32 protein-coding genes are annotated in these 18,033 nt (G+C 42.4%); all 32 read right to left on the bottom strand.

The window, feature by feature from the left end; genetic code table 11:
* Positions 1-355: 355 nt before the first annotated feature.
* A complete protein-coding gene (locus tag ACMQ5W_RS11135) occupies positions 356-1,552 on the bottom strand; it encodes an amidohydrolase family protein (RefSeq protein WP_419025225.1) in 1,197 nt (398 codons plus the stop codon).
* A 237-nt stretch (positions 1,553-1,789) separates the two neighbouring features.
* Positions 1,790-2,638 (bottom strand): DUF2812 domain-containing protein, encoded by an 849-nt coding sequence (locus tag ACMQ5W_RS11130; RefSeq protein WP_419025224.1) that lies wholly within the window; start codon positions 2,636-2,638, stop codon positions 1,790-1,792.
* A 225-nt stretch (positions 2,639-2,863) separates the two neighbouring features.
* A complete protein-coding gene (gene rplQ / locus ACMQ5W_RS11125; protein ID WP_067532771.1) occupies positions 2,864-3,205 on the bottom strand; it encodes a 50S ribosomal protein L17 in 342 nt (113 codons plus the stop codon).
* Between the two features lie 20 nt (positions 3,206-3,225).
* Entirely contained in the window at positions 3,226-4,170 is a 945-nt protein-coding gene (locus ACMQ5W_RS11120; RefSeq protein ID WP_067532774.1) for a DNA-directed RNA polymerase subunit alpha, read from the bottom strand.
* Between the two features lie 50 nt (positions 4,171-4,220).
* Entirely contained in the window at positions 4,221-4,841 is a 621-nt protein-coding gene (rpsD, locus tag ACMQ5W_RS11115) for a 30S ribosomal protein S4 (protein ID WP_148494057.1), read from the bottom strand.
* Positions 4,842-4,863: 22 nt separating this feature from the next.
* On the bottom strand, positions 4,864-5,262 hold the full coding sequence (gene rpsK, locus ACMQ5W_RS11110) for a 30S ribosomal protein S11 (RefSeq protein ID WP_067532779.1): 399 nt from the start codon (positions 5,260-5,262) through the stop codon (positions 4,864-4,866).
* Between the two features lie 17 nt (positions 5,263-5,279).
* Positions 5,280-5,648: a 30S ribosomal protein S13 gene (gene rpsM / locus ACMQ5W_RS11105; protein WP_067532782.1), complete on the bottom strand. Its 369-nt coding sequence runs from the start codon at positions 5,646-5,648 to the stop codon at positions 5,280-5,282.
* Between the two features lie 122 nt (positions 5,649-5,770).
* A complete protein-coding gene (gene rpmJ, locus ACMQ5W_RS11100) occupies positions 5,771-5,884 on the bottom strand; it encodes a 50S ribosomal protein L36 (RefSeq protein ID WP_022155406.1) in 114 nt (37 codons plus the stop codon).
* 13 nt (positions 5,885-5,897) lie between these two features.
* Positions 5,898-6,116: a translation initiation factor IF-1 gene (gene infA, locus ACMQ5W_RS11095; RefSeq protein WP_067532786.1), complete on the bottom strand. Its 219-nt coding sequence runs from the start codon at positions 6,114-6,116 to the stop codon at positions 5,898-5,900.
* Between the two features lie 18 nt (positions 6,117-6,134).
* Positions 6,135-6,881 (bottom strand): type I methionyl aminopeptidase, encoded by a 747-nt coding sequence (gene map, locus ACMQ5W_RS11090; protein ID WP_148494056.1) that lies wholly within the window; start codon positions 6,879-6,881, stop codon positions 6,135-6,137.
* A 1-nt stretch (position 6,882) separates the two neighbouring features.
* Positions 6,883-7,530, bottom strand: coding sequence for an adenylate kinase (locus ACMQ5W_RS11085; RefSeq protein WP_419025223.1), 648 nt, complete (start codon positions 7,528-7,530; stop codon positions 6,883-6,885).
* 13 nt (positions 7,531-7,543) lie between these two features.
* Positions 7,544-8,818, bottom strand: a complete 1,275-nt coding sequence (gene secY, locus ACMQ5W_RS11080) for a preprotein translocase subunit SecY (protein ID WP_419025227.1) — start codon at positions 8,816-8,818, stop codon at positions 7,544-7,546.
* Positions 8,819-8,825: 7 nt separating this feature from the next.
* Positions 8,826-9,266, bottom strand: a complete 441-nt coding sequence (rplO, locus tag ACMQ5W_RS11075) for a 50S ribosomal protein L15 (protein WP_148494054.1) — start codon at positions 9,264-9,266, stop codon at positions 8,826-8,828.
* A gap of 20 nt (positions 9,267-9,286) precedes the next feature.
* Complete coding sequence (gene rpmD, locus ACMQ5W_RS11070) at positions 9,287-9,469, bottom strand: 50S ribosomal protein L30 (protein WP_148494053.1); 183 nt, start codon at positions 9,467-9,469, stop codon at positions 9,287-9,289.
* 13 nt (positions 9,470-9,482) lie between these two features.
* Complete coding sequence (rpsE, locus tag ACMQ5W_RS11065; protein ID WP_148494052.1) at positions 9,483-9,986, bottom strand: 30S ribosomal protein S5; 504 nt, start codon at positions 9,984-9,986, stop codon at positions 9,483-9,485.
* A gap of 16 nt (positions 9,987-10,002) precedes the next feature.
* Positions 10,003-10,368 carry a 50S ribosomal protein L18 gene (gene rplR, locus ACMQ5W_RS11060; protein ID WP_148494051.1) on the bottom strand — a complete coding sequence of 122 codons (366 nt, stop codon included), beginning with the start codon at positions 10,366-10,368 and terminating at the stop codon, positions 10,003-10,005.
* 17 nt (positions 10,369-10,385) lie between these two features.
* On the bottom strand, positions 10,386-10,928 hold the full coding sequence (gene rplF, locus ACMQ5W_RS11055; protein ID WP_419025222.1) for a 50S ribosomal protein L6: 543 nt from the start codon (positions 10,926-10,928) through the stop codon (positions 10,386-10,388).
* Between the two features lie 13 nt (positions 10,929-10,941).
* Entirely contained in the window at positions 10,942-11,340 is a 399-nt protein-coding gene (gene rpsH / locus ACMQ5W_RS11050; protein WP_148494049.1) for a 30S ribosomal protein S8, read from the bottom strand.
* A gap of 67 nt (positions 11,341-11,407) precedes the next feature.
* Positions 11,408-11,593 carry a type Z 30S ribosomal protein S14 gene (locus tag ACMQ5W_RS11045; protein ID WP_148494048.1) on the bottom strand — a complete coding sequence of 62 codons (186 nt, stop codon included), beginning with the start codon at positions 11,591-11,593 and terminating at the stop codon, positions 11,408-11,410.
* Between the two features lie 89 nt (positions 11,594-11,682).
* On the bottom strand, positions 11,683-12,225 hold the full coding sequence (gene rplE, locus ACMQ5W_RS11040; RefSeq protein WP_148494047.1) for a 50S ribosomal protein L5: 543 nt from the start codon (positions 12,223-12,225) through the stop codon (positions 11,683-11,685).
* A gap of 17 nt (positions 12,226-12,242) precedes the next feature.
* Complete coding sequence (gene rplX / locus ACMQ5W_RS11035; RefSeq protein ID WP_419025221.1) at positions 12,243-12,548, bottom strand: 50S ribosomal protein L24; 306 nt, start codon at positions 12,546-12,548, stop codon at positions 12,243-12,245.
* A gap of 14 nt (positions 12,549-12,562) precedes the next feature.
* Positions 12,563-12,937 (bottom strand): 50S ribosomal protein L14, encoded by a 375-nt coding sequence (gene rplN / locus ACMQ5W_RS11030; protein ID WP_067532818.1) that lies wholly within the window; start codon positions 12,935-12,937, stop codon positions 12,563-12,565.
* Positions 12,938-12,951: 14 nt separating this feature from the next.
* Positions 12,952-13,212, bottom strand: a complete 261-nt coding sequence (gene rpsQ, locus ACMQ5W_RS11025) for a 30S ribosomal protein S17 (protein ID WP_067532820.1) — start codon at positions 13,210-13,212, stop codon at positions 12,952-12,954.
* Positions 13,213-13,231: 19 nt separating this feature from the next.
* On the bottom strand, positions 13,232-13,420 hold the full coding sequence (rpmC, locus tag ACMQ5W_RS11020; RefSeq protein WP_419025226.1) for a 50S ribosomal protein L29: 189 nt from the start codon (positions 13,418-13,420) through the stop codon (positions 13,232-13,234).
* A 14-nt stretch (positions 13,421-13,434) separates the two neighbouring features.
* On the bottom strand, positions 13,435-13,866 hold the full coding sequence (gene rplP / locus ACMQ5W_RS11015; protein ID WP_148494044.1) for a 50S ribosomal protein L16: 432 nt from the start codon (positions 13,864-13,866) through the stop codon (positions 13,435-13,437).
* A gap of 26 nt (positions 13,867-13,892) precedes the next feature.
* Positions 13,893-14,798, bottom strand: a complete 906-nt coding sequence (gene rpsC / locus ACMQ5W_RS11010; protein ID WP_148494043.1) for a 30S ribosomal protein S3 — start codon at positions 14,796-14,798, stop codon at positions 13,893-13,895.
* Positions 14,799-14,815: 17 nt separating this feature from the next.
* The gene (rplV, locus tag ACMQ5W_RS11005) at positions 14,816-15,151 is read right to left on the bottom strand and encodes a 50S ribosomal protein L22 (protein WP_148494042.1); all 336 of its coding nucleotides are present in this window, start codon (positions 15,149-15,151) and stop codon (positions 14,816-14,818) included.
* A gap of 16 nt (positions 15,152-15,167) precedes the next feature.
* Entirely contained in the window at positions 15,168-15,446 is a 279-nt protein-coding gene (rpsS, locus tag ACMQ5W_RS11000) for a 30S ribosomal protein S19 (protein ID WP_067532835.1), read from the bottom strand.
* Between the two features lie 16 nt (positions 15,447-15,462).
* Positions 15,463-16,296, bottom strand: a complete 834-nt coding sequence (rplB, locus tag ACMQ5W_RS10995; RefSeq protein ID WP_419025220.1) for a 50S ribosomal protein L2 — start codon at positions 16,294-16,296, stop codon at positions 15,463-15,465.
* 18 nt (positions 16,297-16,314) lie between these two features.
* Positions 16,315-16,605, bottom strand: a complete 291-nt coding sequence (rplW, locus tag ACMQ5W_RS10990; RefSeq protein WP_148494040.1) for a 50S ribosomal protein L23 — start codon at positions 16,603-16,605, stop codon at positions 16,315-16,317.
* Positions 16,605-17,228 carry a 50S ribosomal protein L4 gene (gene rplD / locus ACMQ5W_RS10985; protein ID WP_148494039.1) on the bottom strand — a complete coding sequence of 208 codons (624 nt, stop codon included), beginning with the start codon at positions 17,226-17,228 and terminating at the stop codon, positions 16,605-16,607. The genes rplW and rplD overlap by 1 nt, the downstream gene beginning before the upstream one ends.
* Before the next feature lie 29 nt (positions 17,229-17,257).
* Positions 17,258-17,893, bottom strand: a complete 636-nt coding sequence (gene rplC, locus ACMQ5W_RS10980) for a 50S ribosomal protein L3 (protein ID WP_419025219.1) — start codon at positions 17,891-17,893, stop codon at positions 17,258-17,260.
* Positions 17,894-18,033 lie beyond the last annotated feature (140 nt).

Below are 18,033 nucleotides of genomic sequence, written 5' to 3'. Positions count from 1 at the left end.
CCATAAGACAGCTTGATTATTATATCACTCCGAGGCTGCTCTGTCAAGCACTTTCTTCCGGCTTTTTCTCGCCCGTGCCTGCCGCCGCTCTCTGACAGCTTGATTATTCTACCATCTTTACCCTTCTTTGTCAAGTGCTTTTTTATTCATTTATAAAAAACACATTGACGGGATAAGTTGATAGCTTGTATATTATACCATCTCATGTTGTGCTTGTCAACGCTTTTTTCCTGTCCCCAGGTTTTGTTGACGCGCTGTAATTGAGACAGCTTTAATATATTATCATTCATTTTACCATATGTCAACTGTTTTTTGACCTTTTTCGACAAATATTGGATATATCTTGTAATCGTGTTTAGAGTAAGTGACCCCGCACGATTTTACCGGCTTTGAGGACCAGCGCAACATTGCTGAGAGCTTCAATGGTTTCATCTGGGTTCCCATCAAAGGCAACAAGGTTGGCACGTTTCCCGCACTTTATGGTTCCTACTTTATCGTCAATCATTAAAATCTCTGCATTGTTCTTTGTCGCTTGAATCAACGTCTCCAATGGCGTGAATCCTACTAAGTTCACCCTTGCACGGAATTCGTAAATTCCATTGCCATGGCTTCCTTCGTAAACCCCCGCGTCGGTCGCCCAACCGATTTTGATTCCACTCTCTTTGCACGCACGCTGCCCCTCTATCAGAATATCAATCATTTTTTTCGCTTTTTCTATATAATGGACCGGCTTGTCCTCAGGAAATTCGAGAAAATTCACCATCGGGGATAACGTAGGCATTGGGAAAGATGTCTCAGAACTCTTATACATTCTAATACATTCTTCATCCATAATGGACGAGTGTTCTACAGTTCTTACGCCGCTGCGTATACACATTTTAATCGCCTCAGTGCCATGGCAGTGTACCGCCACAGGGAGCCCGACATAGTCAGCCGCCCTCACTGCCGCCTGCAGTTCTTCCTCATAGATGATTGGCATTCCGGGTTCGCCTCCCGGATTCATGACTGCACCAGTTCCCATAATCTTGATCCAGTCCGCTCCCAGCTGATACTGCCTTCGGACAGCTTTTGTGAACTCGCAGGGGGAATTTGCCTCCGCGTACATATCGCCAAAGTAATCATTTCCCATTTCTGTTGGGGAGATAATCATTCCGCTAGTCAAAATATCCGGTCCCATAATCATACCTTCATTTATGGCTTTTGCCATACCGATGGTGATATTACTTCTATCACCAACATCGCGAATCGTTGTATATCCCTGTTTCAAATTTTCTTGTGCTAAGCGCAGACAACGCATGATGCGATAGGAATCCGCTTCCACATTTTCTTCAAAGGTGTTTTTGCCGCAAAGGTCTAGATGAAGGTGGGCTTCGATTAACCCTGGCATCAAAGTCTTTCCAGTCATATCTACGAGACTGTCCTCAGATGCAGAAACACTTTTCGCTGGTCTGATTTCCTGAATCAGTCCTCCATCAATAACAACATCGCCATAGCGCTCCCCGTAGTCTTCCGTCAATTCCGGAATCAAACGTGCATTTCTTAAAACCAACATAGCTTTCACCTCATCAAAATTTATACTCTATAGACCTTACTGCCTCTGGCAGTCTCTTTTCTCACAGAAGCTGATTGCCAATGTAAACATCAAGTTAAAGTCTGCTGTAATGGCAGTCTACTGGAAATATACTGACATTTAAAGTACCAAAAGCAACTAAAAAAAGCTCCTGGCATAGTCCAAAAGCTTTTCAGGTTAACCGGATCCCGGCACTACAGACTGAGGTTCGTCTGTTTTCTATATGCCAAATGCCTCAGCAGCACAAATGAATGCCATAGCATAAAAAATATCTCCGAGCAGCAGTCTCTTCGCGATCAAGGTCAATATCTGCCCCAACAAGAAAAATGGTACTGCCATCGGCATCAAAATCAGTAACAGCCGATAATACAGATCTCCGACTGCAAGATTCCAGGCTTCCGTAAATTCGCCCAGAGCAATCATCTTCGCCGACAAAACCATGCTATATGCAAGCATAATAAAAACAAATATTCCGCACAGCCGGTTCTGTAAATCCTGTGCCTTTATTAGTTTTACACTCCCCCGGCCTTTCACATAGACGATATTTATCATGGACCTCATTATGCTCAAAAGAAAGAGCCCCGTGACTGGTATCAGTAATCTAGTATTCAGCAGCAGGGGAAAAACATCTTCTATTATCCAAAAAGCGCCCAAAAACGCAATCGTGAGAAGACACAACACATCATTTCCAATGCCGATATGAATCCGGCCTTGCACCCTCCGTTCTTCTTCGCTCTGATAGGCCGGCGGCAGATCAGCTCCTTCATCGCCTTCAAAGATATAGTATCCGTCTCTATCCTTATAAATCAGTTTCCATCCCAACTGTTGATAGAAATCAATAAATCCAGCGAGGTCTTCCTCGTACTCATAACCTAGCGATTTGCTTTTATAGAAGTCTACGGTATATCTCGTCCCTCTGTTCTCTGACCTTTTAAAAAGGGCAAATTGAGGTGGTATCACACTCTTTGCACAGAATCGCCAGCCCTGCTTTGCCCGCTCATTCAACTTTTTCTCCCAAGCTGCAGTGTTCAGCGGGCTGTATTTCCATAGCTCAATTTTATAATTCATGGGATCACCTCTTTCATTTGCCTTCGGTCCAATGATGTTATCACCTCAAACTCTTTTGTATCTATATTCGATATATCTAAATTCAATATAGCACCTCCTTGTATAAATGTCAACTATTTTCCTCCGGAGGCGTGGAACTTTCTCCGATGAGGGAAGTCTTCATTGAACGCAAAAACCCCCTGTGTGCTGCTTTTAGCAGTCCACAGGGGGTATTCATCTGACTTTCTATACTAATTCCAAGAATACGACCTCAGCGTTATCGCCTCTTCTAGGTCCTAACTTCAAAATTCTTGTATATCCACCATTTCTATCAGCATACTTAGGAGCTATTTCATCGAATAACTTTGAAACTACGTCTTCATCATAAACGTAAGCCAATACCTGTCTTCTTGCGTGAAGATCGCCACGTTTTGCAAGAGTAATCATCTTTTCTGCTTCTCTTCTGGCTTCCTTCGCTCTGCAGTCAGTTGTTGAGATTCTTCCGTCTCTGAGTAAGTCAGTGACCAGATTTCTCAGCATTGCTTTTCTGTGAGCAGTCGGTCTGCCCAGTTTTCTATATCCTGGCATATCAATTCTCCTTTCTGTACTTAATCGTCACTAGGTTTTAGTCCAAGTCCCAGTTCTTCTAATTTTGCTTTAACTTCGTCAAGAGATTTCTTACCAAGGTTTCTAACCTTCATCATATCCTCTTCGCTACGCTCTGTCAATTCTTCGACAGTGTTGATAGCTGCTCTCTTCAGACAGTTGAAAGAACGAACGGAAAGTTCTAATTCTTCAATTGTCATCTCCAGAGCTTTTTCTTTCTGGTCTTCTTCCTTCTCAACCATGATTTCCATTCCGTCAGTGGAGTCATCAAGCTGGATAAAGAGATTCAGATGCTCCTGCATAATCTTTGCTCCAATTGATACGCCTTCTTCTGGTGTGATTGATCCGTCAGTCCAGATTTCAAGATTTAATCTATCAAAGTCAGTTACCTGACCAACTCTCGTATTCTCTACTGTATAGTTAACTTTTCTCACTGGTGTATAGATTGAGTCAACTGGAATCACTGAAATCGGGGTGCTCTCCGTCTTGTTCTGGTCAGCTGGCACATAGCCTCTGCCTCTGGCGAGGTTAATTTCCATAACAAGGGTAGCGTTCTCCTCAAGAGTTGCGATGTGTAGTTCCGGATTAAAAATCTCCATCTCCGAATCGCCGATGATATCAGCAGCAGTGACCTCTTTTGGTCCTACTGCATTGATAATCACTCTCTTCGTGTTCTCGCCATTCAGCCTTACAGCAAGTTTCTTTAAGTTTAAGATGATTTCTGTTACGTCTTCTTTGACACCTGGTATAGTTGAAAACTCGTGAAGTATTCCGTCGATTTTTACAGATGTTACAGCGGCCCCTGGTAGTGAACTGAGCAGGATTCTCCTCATGCAGTTTCCAAGAGTCGTACCATAACCTCTTTCAAGAGGTTCTACGACAAATTTGCCATAGGTACCGTCTTCATCCACAAATTTAGTTATTGTTGGTTTTTCGATTTCTATCACTAAAAAACCCTCCTTCTTCTTCCAAGTAATACCGGTTTCACGCCGCTATATTATTTGGAGTACAATTCGACGATTAAGTGCTCTGCAACAGGAGTATCGATGTCCTCTCTTCTTGGCATAGCAACAACTTTACCTTCTAGTTTTTCAACATCTACTGCCAACCATGAAGGTACTGTGATTGACATTTCTTTGATTTCTTTGAACTTCGGTGAGTTTGTGCTCTTTTCTTTTACTTTGATCACGTCTCCAGCCTTCAGTTCCATCGCTGGAGCTGTTGCTTTCTTTCCGTTAACAGTAAAGTGACCGTGCACAACAAGCTGTCTTGCTTCTTTTCTTGAGGAAGCAAATCCAAGTCTGTAAACAGCATTGTCCAGTCTTGTCTCTAATAAGATAAGTAAGTTATCACCTGTCTTACCCTGTCTTCTCTCTGCTTTATCAAACAAATTTCTGAACTGCTTTTCCTGCATTCCATAAAATCTCTTTGTCTTCTGCTTTTCTCTCAGCTGCAGTCCGTAGTCGGAAGTCTTCTTTCTAGCCTGACCGTGCTGTCCAGGAGCGTAATTTCTCTTTTCGATAGCGCATTTGCTGCTATAGCATCTTTCACCCTTTAAGAAAAGCTTTTGGCCTTCTCTTCTGCATAATCTGCAGTTAGCATCTGTATATCTTGCCATTTTATATTACTCCTCCTTTCAATTAGACTCTTCTTCTTTTTGGCGGTCTGCATCCATTATGTGGAATTGGCGTAATGTCTTTAATCATAGTGATTTCAAGACCAGCAGCCTGAAGTGCTCTGATGGCAGCTTCTCTTCCGGATCCCGGACCTTTTACATAAACTTCAACTGTCTTTAAACCATGCTCCATAGCAGCTTTTGTTGCTTCTTCAGCAGCCATCTGTGCAGCAAATGGTGTAGATTTCTTGGAACCCTTGAATCCTAAGGATCCTGCACTTGACCATGAAAGTGCGTTTCCACTCATATCTGTAAGAGTAACTAAAGTATTGTTAAAGGTGGATTGGATATGTGCCTGGCCTTTTTCAATGTTTTTACGTTCTCTTTTCTTTTTTCTAACTGTCTTCTTTACAGTCTTAGCCATTGTTTCCTACCTCCTTCTTATTTCTTTTTTCTTCCTACAGTCTTTTTAGGACCTTTACGAGTTCTAGCGTTTGTCTTTGTCTTCTGACCTCTTACTGGAAGGCCTCTTCTATGTCTAATTCCTCTGTAGCTTCCGATTTCCATGAGTCTCTTGATGTTCATGGAAACTTCTCTTCTCAGATCTCCTTCTACGAGGTAATCTTCGTCGATAATCTTTCTGATTTTACCAGCTTCATCCTCTGTCAAGTCTTTCACTCTAGTATCAGGATTTACTCCTGCCTTTTCAAGGATTGCTAGTGATGTTGGTCTACCGATACCAAAAATATAGGTTAAACCAATTTCTACTCTTTTCTCTCTTGGTAAGTCGACACCGGCTATACGAGCCATACGTTTCCTCCTTCTCCTATCTTCCGTCACGTTTCCAGGAGTGATATAGACAGGCGTTCTGCATATGCAATAATTTAAATGGGTTCTGCGGTCCTGGTCTCGCAGTCCGTTTTACTAACTAATTAACCTTGTCTCTGTTTGTGCTTCGGATTTTCACAGATAACCATTACTTTTCCGTTTCTTTTGATTACTTTGCACTTTTCACAGATCGGTTTTACGGAAGCTCTAACTTTCATTTCTGTTCCTCCATTATTTATCTCTCCATATAATTCTTCCTCTGGTCAAGTCGTAAGGTGAAAGTTCAACTTTTACCTTATCGCCTGGAAGAATCCTTATATAGTTCATTCTTATTTTTCCTGAAATGTGTGCAAGCACTTCAAAACCGTTTTCAAGTTTTACCTTGAACATTGCGTTTGGTTGAGCATCCACAACGGTTCCCATTGCTTCGATGACGTCTTTTTTCGCCATTAATTACACCTCTCTTTACTATAGGGTAAGCAGCTCTGGCTCACCATCATTGATTACAACAGTATTTTCATAATGCGCTGCTAAACCGCCGTCTACTGTGACGACAGTCCAGTCATCCTGCAAGACATCTACTTCATAAGCGCCTTCTACGATCATCGGTTCAATAGCCAATGTCATACCAGTCTGAAGTCTTGGTCCCTTTCCAGCTTTACCATAGTTGGGGATCTGTGGTTCTTCGTGCATCTCGCTGCCGATCCCATGACCGACAAAATCTCTGATGACGCCAAATCCTTCTCCCTCAACCTTCTGCTGAATTGCGTGTGAGATATCATAGAGGCGATATCCTTCCCTCGCAAATTTTATCCCTTCAAAAAAGGCGGCTTCAGCAGTATCAATCAAGTGTTTTGCTTTCGGGCTGATTTCGCCGACGCCATAAGTCCTTGCGGCGTCAGCCATATAGCCTTTATACTCGACAACCAAATCGACACTGACGATATCTCCTTCCTGCAAAATCCGTTTTTTGCTCGGAATGCCATGAACGACTTCTTCATTAACAGAAACGCAAGCACTGGCAGGATAATCGCAATAACCTTTCTCGGATGCAATCATCCCGTGCTCCTTCACCGTCTTCTCAACGAATTCATCGATGTCCATAGTGGAAATACCTGGCTTTATGATATTCTTAAGTTCTCTCAGAATCAAGCTGTTCACCTTGCCGGCCGTTCTCATCATGTCAATTTCCTGCTTCGATTTGATGATGATCATGCTATTCACCTATAGATTTTACTATCTCAGCAAACACTGTCTCAAGTGGAAGTGCACCGTCAATGGTAACAATATTGTCTGCCTTTTTATAATAGTCCACAAGTGGCATAGTCTGTTCGTTGTAGACTTCAATTCTGTTTTCAACAGTTTCAACAGTATCATCGTCTCTTTGGAATAACTCGCCTCCGCAGATATCACAAATGCCTTCTTTTTTAGGAGGAATATTCACAACGTGGTAGGAAGCACCGCATTTTTTGCAGACTCTTCTTCCTGTCAGTCTTGTAATCAATTCTTCCTTTTCAACTTCGATATCAATCACCTTATCCAGCTTCATGCCGTGCGCTGTTAAAAACTCATCCAGCTTTTCTGCTTGATAAACGGTTCTTGGGAAACCATCTAACAAAAATCCGTTCTTGCAGTCGTCTTCAAGAAGTCTTGAAGTGGCGAGATCGATGACTAAATCATCTGGAACTAATTCACCTTTGTTCATATATTCCTGTGCCTTTTTACCGAGTTCGGTTCCGTTTTTGATGTTTTCTCTAAATATGTCGCCAGTTGAAATATGTGGAATATCGTACTTTTCCACGATTCTTACTGCCTGTGTACCCTTACCAGCGCCTGGAGGGCCTAACAAAACTGTTCTAAGCATTTGCTCATCTCCTCTATTTTAGAAATCCTTGATAGTTTCTCATAACCATCTGATTTTCCAGTTGTTTCATTGTGTCAAGTGCAACGCCCACCGCGATCAGAAGGGAAGTACCTCCAAATCTCATGTCCAGCCCAGAAAATTGGCTGACCAGTGTAGGCATAGTTGCGATGATAGCCAGGAAGATTGCACCTACAAATGAGATTCTTGACATAACTTTGTTAAGATATTCAATTGTAGCTTTTCCCGGTCTGATACCTGGGATAAATCCACCGTTTGCTTTCATGTTCTGCGCTACTTCCACCGGATTGAATGTAACCGCTGTGTAGAAATAGTTGAAGAAGATAATCAGCAATACGTTCAGTACCGCATATACCCATACTCCAGGATTTCCTGCAGGAGACAGCCACTTTGTAACAAAGTCGGTGAAACCTGAACCAGGGAAGAAGTATGTGATTGTCAGTGGGAACTGAAGGATGGACAGTGCGAAGATGACAGGAATAACTCCAGCCTGATTTACTTTCAGAGGAATATGTGTAGACTGACCGCCATACATCTTTCTTCCAACAACTCTCTTTGCATACTGAACCGGTATTCTTCTCGTTCCCTGCTGAACCTCAATAACACCCAAGATTACCACGATTGCAAATACTGCAAACAGTATCAAAGTGATGATTGAAAGTGTTCCATCAGAGTACTGTGTCCACAGGCTGCGGAGTCCACTCGGGATTCTCGCAACGATACCACCAAAGATGATCAGTGAAATACCATTACCGATACCTTTTTCGTTAATCTGTTCACCTAACCACATCAGGAATGCAGTACCAGCTGTCAATACCAAAATGATTACGATAAACGAGAACCAAGTCTTGTCGACGACTGCCTGTCTGAACAGACCAACAGTAAGGCCTAACGCCTGAACTACTGCCAAGATGATGGTCAGATAACGAGTAATCTGTGCCATCTTCTTTCTTCCTTCCTGTCCCTCTTTTGCCAGTCTTTCGAAATAAGGGAAAGCGATGGTCAAAAGCTGAATAATGATGGAAGCAGTAATATATGGTGTAATGCTCAAAGCGAATATGGTGAAGTTACTGAAAGCACCTCCAGAGAACAGATCGAACAAGTCGAAGAGTCCTGTATCGCCAGCAAACACCTGGGCCAATGCAGATCTATTGATTCCCGGTACAGGAATGTTGGATCCGATTCTGAATACTACCAGCATCAATAAGGTGAAAATGATCTTACTTCTTATTTCGGCGACTTTAAATGCCTGCGAAATAGTCTTAAGCATCTCCATCTTAGATCACCTCTGCCTTTCCTCCAGCAGCTTCAATTTTTTCAACCGCAGATTTTGTAAATTTGTGAGCTTTTACTGTCAGGCTGTTTTTAATAGCTCCATCGCCCAGAACTTTAATTCCGTCTTTCACCTGTTTTACCAGGCCTGCTTCTTCCAGCAGTTCTGGTGTAACTACAGTACCTGCTTCAAATCTATCAAGATCTTTTACGTTGATTGTCGTATATTCTGTTCCAAAGATATTAGTGAATCCTCTCTTTGGAAGACGTCTGTATAGTGGCATCTGTCCACCTTCGAAGCCGAGTCTGACTCCGCCGCCGCTTCTGGATTTCTGACCGTTCATACCTCTACCGCCAGTTTTACCCTGTCCAGTAGCTGTACCACGGCCTCTTCTCTTGCGATTCTTGGTTGAACCTTCTGCCGCTCTTAATTCATGCAGTTTCATTATACTTTGCACCTCCTATCTTACAGTTCTTCTACAGTAACAAGATGCGCTACTTTTGCAACAGCACCACGAGTCGCAGGTGTGTCAGCCATTTCAACTGAATGATGCATCTTTTTGAGTCCTAACGCTTCGACAACTTTTCTCTGTTTAGGGGAAGCGCCAATCGTACTTTTTGTCAAAGTGATTTTCAACATTTTAGCCATTTGCGTGTTCCTCCTATCCTAAGATTTCTTCAGGTGATTTTCCTCTCAGCTTCGCAACCTTTTCGACAGTCATCAGTGATCTGAGACCTTCCAATGTTGCATAAGCCATGTTGCCTGTATTGTTTGAACCGATTGATTTTGCTCTAACGTCTTTGATACCAGCAGCTTCCAGTACAGTACGTACAGATGAACCTGCGATTACTCCAGTACCCTGTGCAGCCGGCATGAGAAGTACTCTGCCTGCGCCGAAGATACCGATGTTTCTATGTGGTATAGTTGTTCCAACTGTAGGAACATATATTAAATTCTTCTTTGCATCTTCTGTCGCTTTTCTTACAGCTTCAGGAATTTCCTGTGCTTTTCCAAGACCAACGCCTACATATCCGTTGCCGTCTCCGACTACTACTGTTACGCTGAATCTCATGTTTCTACCGCCCTTAACAGTCTTAGCAACACGTCTGATATTAACGATAGTTTCTTTTAAGTCAAGCTTGGATGCATCAATGATATTACGCATTCCTTATCTCCTCCTGTTAGAATTTTAATCCGCCCTCACGAGCACCATCAGCTAATTCCTTAACTCTTCCGTGATAAAGGAACCCGCCTCTGTCAAAAGTAACCACTTCGATTCCCTTTGCAAGCGCTCTCTTTGCAATAGCTTCTCCAACTTTCTTTGCAGCTTCCTTGTTTCCGCCGTAACCGATTTCGGTCTTCAGGTCTTTATCAAGTGAAGATGCGGAAGCTAAAGTAACCATGTTCACATCGTCGATGATCTGGCAAGAAATGTTCTTGTTTGATCTAAAAACGCAAAGTCTAGGCTTCTCAGGAGTTCCAGATAAATTTTTTCTAACTCTTTCGTGTCTCTTAACACGTCTGTCGTTTCTGCTTTCTTTTGCCATTTTACTTCACTCCTTTCTTATTTAGCTCCAGCTTTTCCTTCTTTTCTGCGGATTACTTCGTTCTCATACTTGATTCCCTTGCCCTTATATGGTTCAGGTTCTCTCCAAGCTCTGATGTTTGCCGCATAGTTTCCAACGACTGCTTTATTGATTCCTTTTACTACAACTGTTGTAGCATCAGGTACTTCAGTTGTAATTCCTTCAGGATCCTTCATTTCTACAGGGTGTGAATATCCAAGGCCCATAACTAATGTATCGCCTTTCTTTTCAGCTCTGTAACCTACGCCGATTAACTGAAGTTTCTTCTCATAGCCGTCAGTCACACCGACAACCATGTTGCTTACCAGTGTTCTTGCCAGTCCATGCTGTGATCTGTATTCTCTCGCATCGGATTCTCTCGTGAATACTACTTCGTTATCTTTGATTTCGATATTGATTAATTTGCTAACCTGTTCCTGCAGCTGACCCTTCGGTCCTTTTACTGTTACTACGTTGTTTGCATCAACAGCAACTTCTACACCGGCAGGAAGTGCCACAGGTCTATTACCTATTCTTGACATATTCTATTTCCTCCTACCATACATAACAGATTACTTCTCCGCCGACACCAAGCTGTCTAGCTTTCTTGTCGCTTACAACTCCCTTTGAAGTGGAGATGATAGCGATTCCCAGGCCGCCTAATACTTTAGGAACATCGCCCGCTTTTGCATAAACCTTCAGTCCCGGTTTTGAAATCTTCTTAATTCCAGTGATTACTTTCTCTTTGTTAGCACCATACTTCATCTGAACTTTGATAGTGCCCTGTTTGTTATCATCTATAACATCAAACCCATTAATGTAGCCTTCTTCAACTAAGATTTCTGCGATGGATTTTTTAATCTTTGACGCAGGAATCTCAACTGTTTCATGACCTACAGTATTGGCATTTCTGATTCTTGTCAGCATATCTGCTATTGGATCTGTCATTGTCATTACAGTGTTTCTCCTTCCTCTTGTGCGGTATCCCCTGCAGGGACCTACACACTGATTTAACTTAAATTTACCAGCTAGCTTTTCTTACGCCAGGGATTTCTCCTTTGTAAGCAAGCTCTCTGAAACAAATACGGCAAATACCGTATTTCTTTAATACGGAGTGCGGTCTTCCACAGATTCTACATCTTGAATATGCACGTGTTGAGTATTTTGGTTTTCTCTGCTGCTTTACTTTGAGAGATGTCTTAGCCATTTTAACCTCCTGCCTATAATTTCCGAGCATGGCCGAGGAAATTAAATAAAAACTTCCTTGCGGCAACGCCGTTTCTAATTTGAGTTTTTTTATTTCTCAAACGGCATGCCGAGAAGTTCCAGTAAAGCTGCAGCTTCTTCGTCTGTCTTAGCCGTTGTTGTAAATACTATATTCATACCTTTGATAGTGTCAACATCATCATAGTTGATTTCAGGGAAGATTAACTGTTCCTTCACACCCATGGAGTAGTTTCCTCTACCGTCAAAGGAGTTCTTGCTAACACCCTTGAAGTCTCTTACTCTAGGAAGAGAGATATTGAAGAACTTGTCAACAAATTCATACATGTTATCTCCTCTCAGAGTAACTTTTGCTCCAACCGGCATACCCTGTCTTACTTTGAAGTTGGCGATAGATTTCTTCGCCTTCGTCGTAACCGGTCTCTGTCCGCTGATCAAGCCTAATTCTTTTACTGCAACTTCCATGATCTTTGCGTTTTCTTTTGCTTCGCCAAGACCCATATTTATTGTAACTTTCACAAGCTTAGGTACTTCCATCACGTTTTCGTACTGGAACTTTTCTTTTAAAGCTGGGAATACTTCATTCTTGTAAGTTTCTCTTAATCTTGCTGTCAAAATCGTCTCCTCCTTTCTTAGTCGATTACATTTCCTGTTTTTCTATTAACTCTTACTTTTCTATCGCCGTCGATCTTATAACCAACTTTGATCGCTTCTTTTGTTTTTGTGTCGTAGAACATAACATTGGAAGCATCGATCGGTCCTTCGATATGTTTGATTTCAGCCTTTTCCGTTCTAGTCTGTTTCTGGTGTTTCGTCTGAACGTTTACGCCTTCAACGACAACCTTGTTTTCTTTCGGCATCGCTCTGAGAACTTTCCCAGTCTTGCCCTTATCTTTACCAGTAATTACAATTACTGTATCGTCTTTTTTAATACGCATCTGTCAACACCTCCCTATAATACTTCTGGTGCCAATGACACAATCTTCATGAAGCCTTTATCTCTGAGCTCCCTAGCAACAGGTCCGAAGATACGTGTTCCCACTGGGCTCTTGTCTTCTTTATCTTTAATGATTACTGCAGCGTTCTGGTCGAACTTCACATAGCTGCCGTCTGCTCTTCTGGCACCCTTCTTTGTTCTAACCACTACAGCCTTGACAACGTCACCTTTTTTAACGACGCCGCCTGGTGTTGCTTCTTTAACAGCACAAACGATGATATCACCAATGTTCGCGTACTGACGGCTTGTTCCGCCAAGAATACGGATACATAAAAGTTCTTTTGCACCTGAATTGTCAGCAACTCTCAATCTTGTTTCTGTTTGAATCATGATCTGGTGCCTCCTTATTTAACTTTTTCAATGATGTTGACAAGTCTCCATCTCTTATCCTTTGACAGAGGTCTTGTTTCCATAATTCTAACTTTATCTCCGATATTGCATTCGTTGTTCTCATCGTGAGCCTTGACCTTTTTGGTTCTTTTTACAGCTTTACCATAAAGGGAATGTCTTACGAAGTCTTCGATTGCAACGACTACAGTCTTATCCATCTTATCGCTTGTTACGATGCCGACTTTCGTCTTTCTTCTATTTCTTTCAACTGCCATTAGCGCATCCTCCTTTCAATTAAGCCTGAACCTTTTCAAGTTCTTTTTCTCTTATAATAGTTTTAACTCTTGCAATATTTCTCTTAACTTCTCTCATCTTTACAGGATTCTCGAGCTGTCCTGTTACATGCTGGAATCTCAGATTGAAAAGTTCTTTTTTCATCTTCTCCAGTTCAGCAGTGAGCTCTACATCTGTCATTTCTCTCATCTTTTTCAATTCCATTATGCTTCACCACCCTTTGCTTTTTCTTCTTTGATGGCAAACTTTGATTTGACTGGTAACTTGTGACTTGCAAGTCTCATAGCTTCTCTTGCCTGTTCTTCTGTTACACCCTCAATTTCAAACATTACTCTACCTGGTTTTACAACTGCTACCCAGTACTCAGGTGCACCTTTACCGGAACCCATACGTACTTCTGCAGGTTTCTTTGTTACTGACTTGTGTGGGAAAATTTTGATATATACTTTACCACCTCTTTTGATAGATCTTGTCATGGCAATTCTGGCTGCCTCGATCTGATTTGAGGTGATCCATCCACATTCCTGTGCTACAAGGCCGTATGCTCCGTAAGTGATTGTGTTACCCTTAGTTGCTACGCCTTTCATTCTACCTCTGTGAACTCTTCTGTGTTTAACGCGCTTTGGCATTAACATGGCTGTGTTCCTCCTTTCTCTAGTGCTTATGCTTCAGTTTCAGCAGTTTCAGCTGGTGCTGCTGCTTCTACCTGTGGTTCGCTTGCTTTCGGTTCCTGCTTTGGAGCCTTTCTGACTCTTGGATTTACTGCAGGTGCAGCTTCAGGCGCGGCATTGCGATCGTTTCTGTTATTTCTTCTGTCGTTCCTTCTGTTGTCATTGTTGTTTCTGCGATCGTTTCTTCTTCTGTCGCCGTCTTTTCTGCCCTTTCTATTGTCTCTCCTGTCACGCTTTTCTTCACGAACTGGGCTCTGCAATCCCTTATCGAGGATTTCACCGTGGTTGATCCATACTTTGATACCGATCTTACCGTAAGTCGTATCTGCTTCTGCAAATCCATAGTCGATGTCAGCTCGGAGGGTGTGGAGAGGAACGTTACCTTCGCTGTACTTTTCGTTTCTAGCGATTTCTGCTCCGCCAAGTCTTCCTGAGCAAAGAACTTTGATACCTTTTGCGTTAGCTTTCATGGTTCTGCCGATAGCCTGCTTCATAGCTCTTCTGAAAGATACACGTCTTTCCAGTGCCTGGGCAATGCTTTCAGCTGTCAGCTGTGCATCAAGTTCTGTTCTTCTGACTTCTTCGATGGAAATCTCAACTTCTTTGCCAGTCATTTTCACCAGCGCAGCCTTCAGCTGGTCAATTCCGTCTCCGGATCTTCCGATAACCATACCAGGTCTGCCAGTCAAAATGATGACTCTGATTTTATTCTCAGCTGCTCTTTCAATTAACACTTTAGAAACACCAGCTGCGTATAATTTTTTCTTAACGTATTCTCTGACTTTATTGTCTTCAATCAGCATGTCTGCGAAATTGTTCTTATCTGCATACCACTTTGAGTTCCAGTCTTTGATTACGCCCACTCTCAATCCATGTGGACTTACTTTCTGACCCATTCAATGAACCTCCTATCTTAGTCTCTTTCCTTCAGAGTTACGCCAACGTGGCTTGATCTCTTCAGGATGATTGATGCTCTACCTTGTGAACCGGCTCTCCATCTCTTCATTGTAGGGCCTTGATGAGCATATACTTCTGCAACGTATAAATTATCTGGATTCATGTCAAAGTTGTTTTCTGCATTTGCAGCAGCAGACTTGACAACTTTCTCAATTATTTCTGAACCTTTACCAGGTGTAAACTTCAGAATTGTAAGCGCCTCGTTTAAATCCTTACCTCTTACTAAATCTGTAACAGGCTTCAGCTTGATAGGAGACATTCTTACGTATTTTGCAATTGCTTTTGCTTCCATTTTTTATCTCCTTTTCTTATCTAACTTTTGATGACTTATCTGCAGCGTGGCCTCTGTAGGTTCTGGTTGGAGCGAATTCTCCAAGCTTATGGCCTACCATGTCTTCTGTAATATATACTGGAACATGTTTTCTACCGTCATGGACTGCAATTGTGTGACCCACCATCTGTGGGAATATAGTGGATGGTCTTGACCATGTCTTGATAACTTTCTTTTCGTTAGCTTCATTCATAGCTTCGATCGCCTTTAACAGCTTAACGTCTACGAAAGGACCTTTTTTAAGTGATCTACCCATTATCTATGCTCCTTCCTTATTTTTCATTTCTTCTCTTTACGATATACTGATTGGAAGCTTTGTTCTTCTTCCTTGTCTTGTAGCCAAGAGCAGGTTTACCCCAAGGAGTAACTGGACTCTTACGTCCAACTGGTGCTCTACCTTCACCACCGCCGTGTGGATGGTCGTTAGGGTTCATTACGGAACCTCTTACAGTAGGTCTCCAGCCCATGTGTCTCTTTCTACCCGCTTTACCAATCTGGATGTTGGCGTGATCGATGTTTCCAACTTCTCCGACGGTTGCTCTACACTGGATCAGAACTTTTCTCACTTCTCCGGAAGGCAGTCTTACCTGAGCATATTTATCTTCTTTCGCCATCAGCTGTGCGCCGTTACCTGCAGATCTTGCAAGCTGTCCGCCCTTACCTGGCTTTAACTCGATGTTGTGAATCATTGTACCAACTGGGATGTTGGCAATTGGAAGTGCGTTTCCAACCTGGATATCTGCTTCTGGACCTGAGTAGATAACATCTCCCACTTTTAGTTTGTTCGGAGCGATGATATATCTCTTTTCGCCATCAGCGTAGAAAATCAATGCGATGTTCGCGCTTCTGTTTGGATCGTACTCGATTGTCTTAACTGTTCCTGGAATGTCGTCTTTTCTTCTCTTAAAGTCGATGATTCTGTACTTTGGTCTAGTACCACCGCCTCTATGTCTTACAGTGATCTTACCTCTGACATTTCTTCCTGAGTGTTTCTTTAGAGTTTCTGTAAGAGATTTCTCCGGTTTATTCGTAGTAATCTCTTCGAAAGTAGAAACTGTCATACCTCTTAAGCCAGGAGTAGTCGGATTATATTTTTTAATTCCCATTTGTGCCTACCTCCTATATTACAGACCCTGGAAGAACTCGATTTCCTTGCTTCCTTCAGTAAGCGTAATAATCGCTTTCTTGTAAGCCGGAGTCTTACCCATGGTTCTTCCCATTCTCTTCATTTTGCCGTCAACGTTCATAATGTTTACTCTTTTAACTTCAACACCAAAGATTTCTTCAACTGCTAATTTAACCTGTGTTTTGTTAGCGTCTGTTGCAACTTTGAATGTGTACTTCTTTTCTTGCGCTTGATCCATGCTCTGCTCTGAAATGACAGGCTTGATAATTACGTCGTATGCAGATCTCATTATAAGTACACCTCCTCAATTTTTTCGATAGCTTCTTTTGTTACGATGAAGCTGTTGTAGTTTATGATTTCATAAACATTCATAGTTCCTACAAGAGCAGTTCTTACTCCTGGAATATTCGCTGCTGACTTTATAATATTGTCGTCTTTTTCAGCAGTGATGATCAATGCTTTTTTATTTGCTTTGACGTTCTCTAAAACCTTTACCATTTCCTTAGTCTTAGGAGCATCAAATTTTAAATCGTCTAAAACGATGATTTCGTTATCCTGTACCTTTGCAGAAAGCGCTGACTTCATAGCCAGTCTCTTTAACTTCTTAGGCACTGTATATCTGTAATCTCTTGGCTTTGGAGCGAATGCAATACCGCCTCCTACCTGTGAAGGGTCAGTAGTGCTTCCCTGTCTATGACGACCAGTTCCCTTCTGTCTGAAAGGCTTTCTTCCGCCTCCTCTGACTTCGCCTCTCGTCTTTGCTGACTGAGTGCCCTGTCTCTGGTTTGCCAGATAATTTACAACGACTGCGTGAACAGCGTTAGCGTTTGGCTCGATACCAAATATTTCGTCTTTAAGCTCAATTGTTCCGGCTTCAGTTCCGGCCATGTTAAGCATAGTTACTTTTGCCATTGTGTGCTTCCTCCTTTCTGAAGTCTATTCTATTTGTCCTGACCTTTGACAGCGTACTGGATTCTTACCAGACTGCCTTTGCCGCCGGGAACTGCACCCCTGACCAGCATCAGATTTCTGTCAGTGTCAACTTTTACTAAAACAACGTTCTGTACTGTAACAGTTTCGCGACCCATTCTACCTGGACCAGCATTACCCTTGAATACTCTTGAAGGATAAGTACCAGCGGCCAATGCGCCAGCTAATCTCTTGTGCTTTGAACCGTGAGTCATCGGACCTCTGTGGTGTCCATGTCTCTTGATGTTACCCTGGGTTCCTTTACCTTTGGAAGTACCGGTAACGTCCAGTTTCTTGCCTTCTTCGAAATCAGCAACAGTGATTACCTGTCCTAATTCGTAAGTTTCACCCTCTTCTACTCTGAATTCAGCTAAGTGCTTCTTCAGCGGAGCGCCACTCTTTTCAAAGTGTCCAGTCAAAGGTTTGTTAACTCTGTGAGCTTTCTGATCTTCGAATCCGACCTGTACTGCATTGTAACCGTCAGTCTCAACTGTCTTGATCTGCGTTACAACTTCAGGACCGGCTTGGATAACTGTTACAGGAATCACTTCTCCTGTTTCTGCGAAAATCTGAGTCATTCCGATTTTCTTGCCTAAAATTGCTTTCATATAATTTCCTCCTAATTCTTACAGCGGATTGCCCTGGTTTTGGAAGCCCTGACCCGATTTGTAACAAATCGCCGGCAGGTCTCCTGCGAAGATTCCTCAAAACTTGTTTTGGCTGGAATCGATCGCTGAACTCTGCACAT

Origin of the sequence: Emergencia sp. (assembly GCF_048465375.1) — a bacterium.
In the GTDB taxonomy this organism is placed as follows: domain Bacteria; phylum Bacillota; class Clostridia; order Peptostreptococcales; family Anaerovoracaceae; genus Senimuribacter.
This window is presented reverse-complemented; position numbering and strand designations above follow the sequence as displayed.

Coding starts and splice junctions, on each gene's coding strand:
- ACMQ5W_RS11045 (WP_148494048.1), bottom strand. CDS start 11,593: ATGGCTAAGACATCTCTCAAAGTAAAGCAGCAGAGAAAACCAAAATAC.
- rplP (WP_148494044.1), bottom strand. CDS start 13,866: ATGTTAATGCCAAAGCGCGTTAAACACAGAAGAGTTCACAGAGGTAGA.
- ACMQ5W_RS11085 (WP_419025223.1), bottom strand. CDS start 7,530: ATGCTTAGAACAGTTTTGTTAGGCCCTCCAGGCGCTGGTAAGGGTACA.
- rpmD (WP_148494053.1), bottom strand. CDS start 9,469: ATGGCTAAAATGTTGAAAATCACTTTGACAAAAAGTACGATTGGCGCT.
- rplN (WP_067532818.1), bottom strand. CDS start 12,937: ATGATTCAAACAGAAACAAGATTGAGAGTTGCTGACAATTCAGGTGCA.
- rpsH (WP_148494049.1), bottom strand. CDS start 11,340: ATGACAATGACAGATCCAATAGCAGATATGCTGACAAGAATCAGAAAT.
- rpsQ (WP_067532820.1), bottom strand. CDS start 13,212: ATGGCAGTTGAAAGAAATAGAAGAAAGACGAAAGTCGGCATCGTAACA.
- rplD (WP_148494039.1), bottom strand. CDS start 17,228: ATGGCAAAAGTAACTATGCTTAACATGGCCGGAACTGAAGCCGGAACA.
- rplB (WP_419025220.1), bottom strand. CDS start 16,296: ATGGGAATTAAAAAATATAATCCGACTACTCCTGGCTTAAGAGGTATG.
- rplW (WP_148494040.1), bottom strand. CDS start 16,605: ATGAGATCTGCATACGACGTAATTATCAAGCCTGTCATTTCAGAGCAG.
- rplQ (WP_067532771.1), bottom strand. CDS start 3,205: ATGCCAGGATATAGAAAACTGGGCAGACCGACTGCTCACAGAAAAGCA.
- ACMQ5W_RS11135 (WP_419025225.1), bottom strand. CDS start 1,552: ATGTTGGTTTTAAGAAATGCACGTTTGATTCCGGAATTGACGGAAGAC.
- rplO (WP_148494054.1), bottom strand. CDS start 9,266: ATGAAACTGCATGAATTAAGAGCGGCAGAAGGTTCAACCAAGAATCGC.
- rpsD (WP_148494057.1), bottom strand. CDS start 4,841: ATGGCAAGATATACAGATGCTAACTGCAGATTATGCAGAAGAGAAGGC.
- rplX (WP_419025221.1), bottom strand. CDS start 12,548: ATGCGTATTAAAAAAGACGATACAGTAATTGTAATTACTGGTAAAGAT.
- rplV (WP_148494042.1), bottom strand. CDS start 15,151: ATGGAAGCAAAAGCAATTGCAAAATACGTAAGAATGTCTCCTATCAAG.
- rpsK (WP_067532779.1), bottom strand. CDS start 5,262: ATGGCTAAGACTGTAAAGAAGACAGTTAGAAAAAAGAAAAGAGAACGT.
- ACMQ5W_RS11130 (WP_419025224.1), bottom strand. CDS start 2,638: ATGAATTATAAAATTGAGCTATGGAAATACAGCCCGCTGAACACTGCA.
- rpsS (WP_067532835.1), bottom strand. CDS start 15,446: ATGGGTAGATCACTTAAAAAAGGTCCTTTCGTAGACGTTAAGCTGTTA.
- rpmJ (WP_022155406.1), bottom strand. CDS start 5,884: ATGAAAGTTAGAGCTTCCGTAAAACCGATCTGTGAAAAGTGCAAAGTA.
- infA (WP_067532786.1), bottom strand. CDS start 6,116: ATGGCGAAAAAAGACGTCATCGAAGCAATGGGAACCGTTGTGGATGCT.
- rplF (WP_419025222.1), bottom strand. CDS start 10,928: ATGTCAAGAATAGGTAATAGACCTGTGGCACTTCCTGCCGGTGTAGAA.
- rplC (WP_419025219.1), bottom strand. CDS start 17,893: ATGAAAGCAATTTTAGGCAAGAAAATCGGAATGACTCAGATTTTCGCA.
- rpsC (WP_148494043.1), bottom strand. CDS start 14,798: ATGGGTCAGAAAGTAAGTCCACATGGATTGAGAGTGGGCGTAATCAAA.
- secY (WP_419025227.1), bottom strand. CDS start 8,818: ATGCTTAAGACTATTTCGCAGGCATTTAAAGTCGCCGAAATAAGAAGT.
- rplR (WP_148494051.1), bottom strand. CDS start 10,368: ATGGCAAAAGAAAGCAGAAACGACAGACGTGTTAAGAGACACGAAAGA.
- map (WP_148494056.1), bottom strand. CDS start 6,881: ATGATCATCATCAAATCGAAGCAGGAAATTGACATGATGAGAACGGCC.
- rpsM (WP_067532782.1), bottom strand. CDS start 5,648: ATGGCTCGTATAGCCGGTGTCGACTTACCAAGAGAGAAAAGAGTAGAA.
- rpsE (WP_148494052.1), bottom strand. CDS start 9,986: ATGCGTAATATCATTGATGCATCCAAGCTTGACTTAAAAGAAACTATC.
- rpmC (WP_419025226.1), bottom strand. CDS start 13,420: ATGAGAGAAATGACAGATGTAGAGCTCACTGCTGAACTGGAGAAGATG.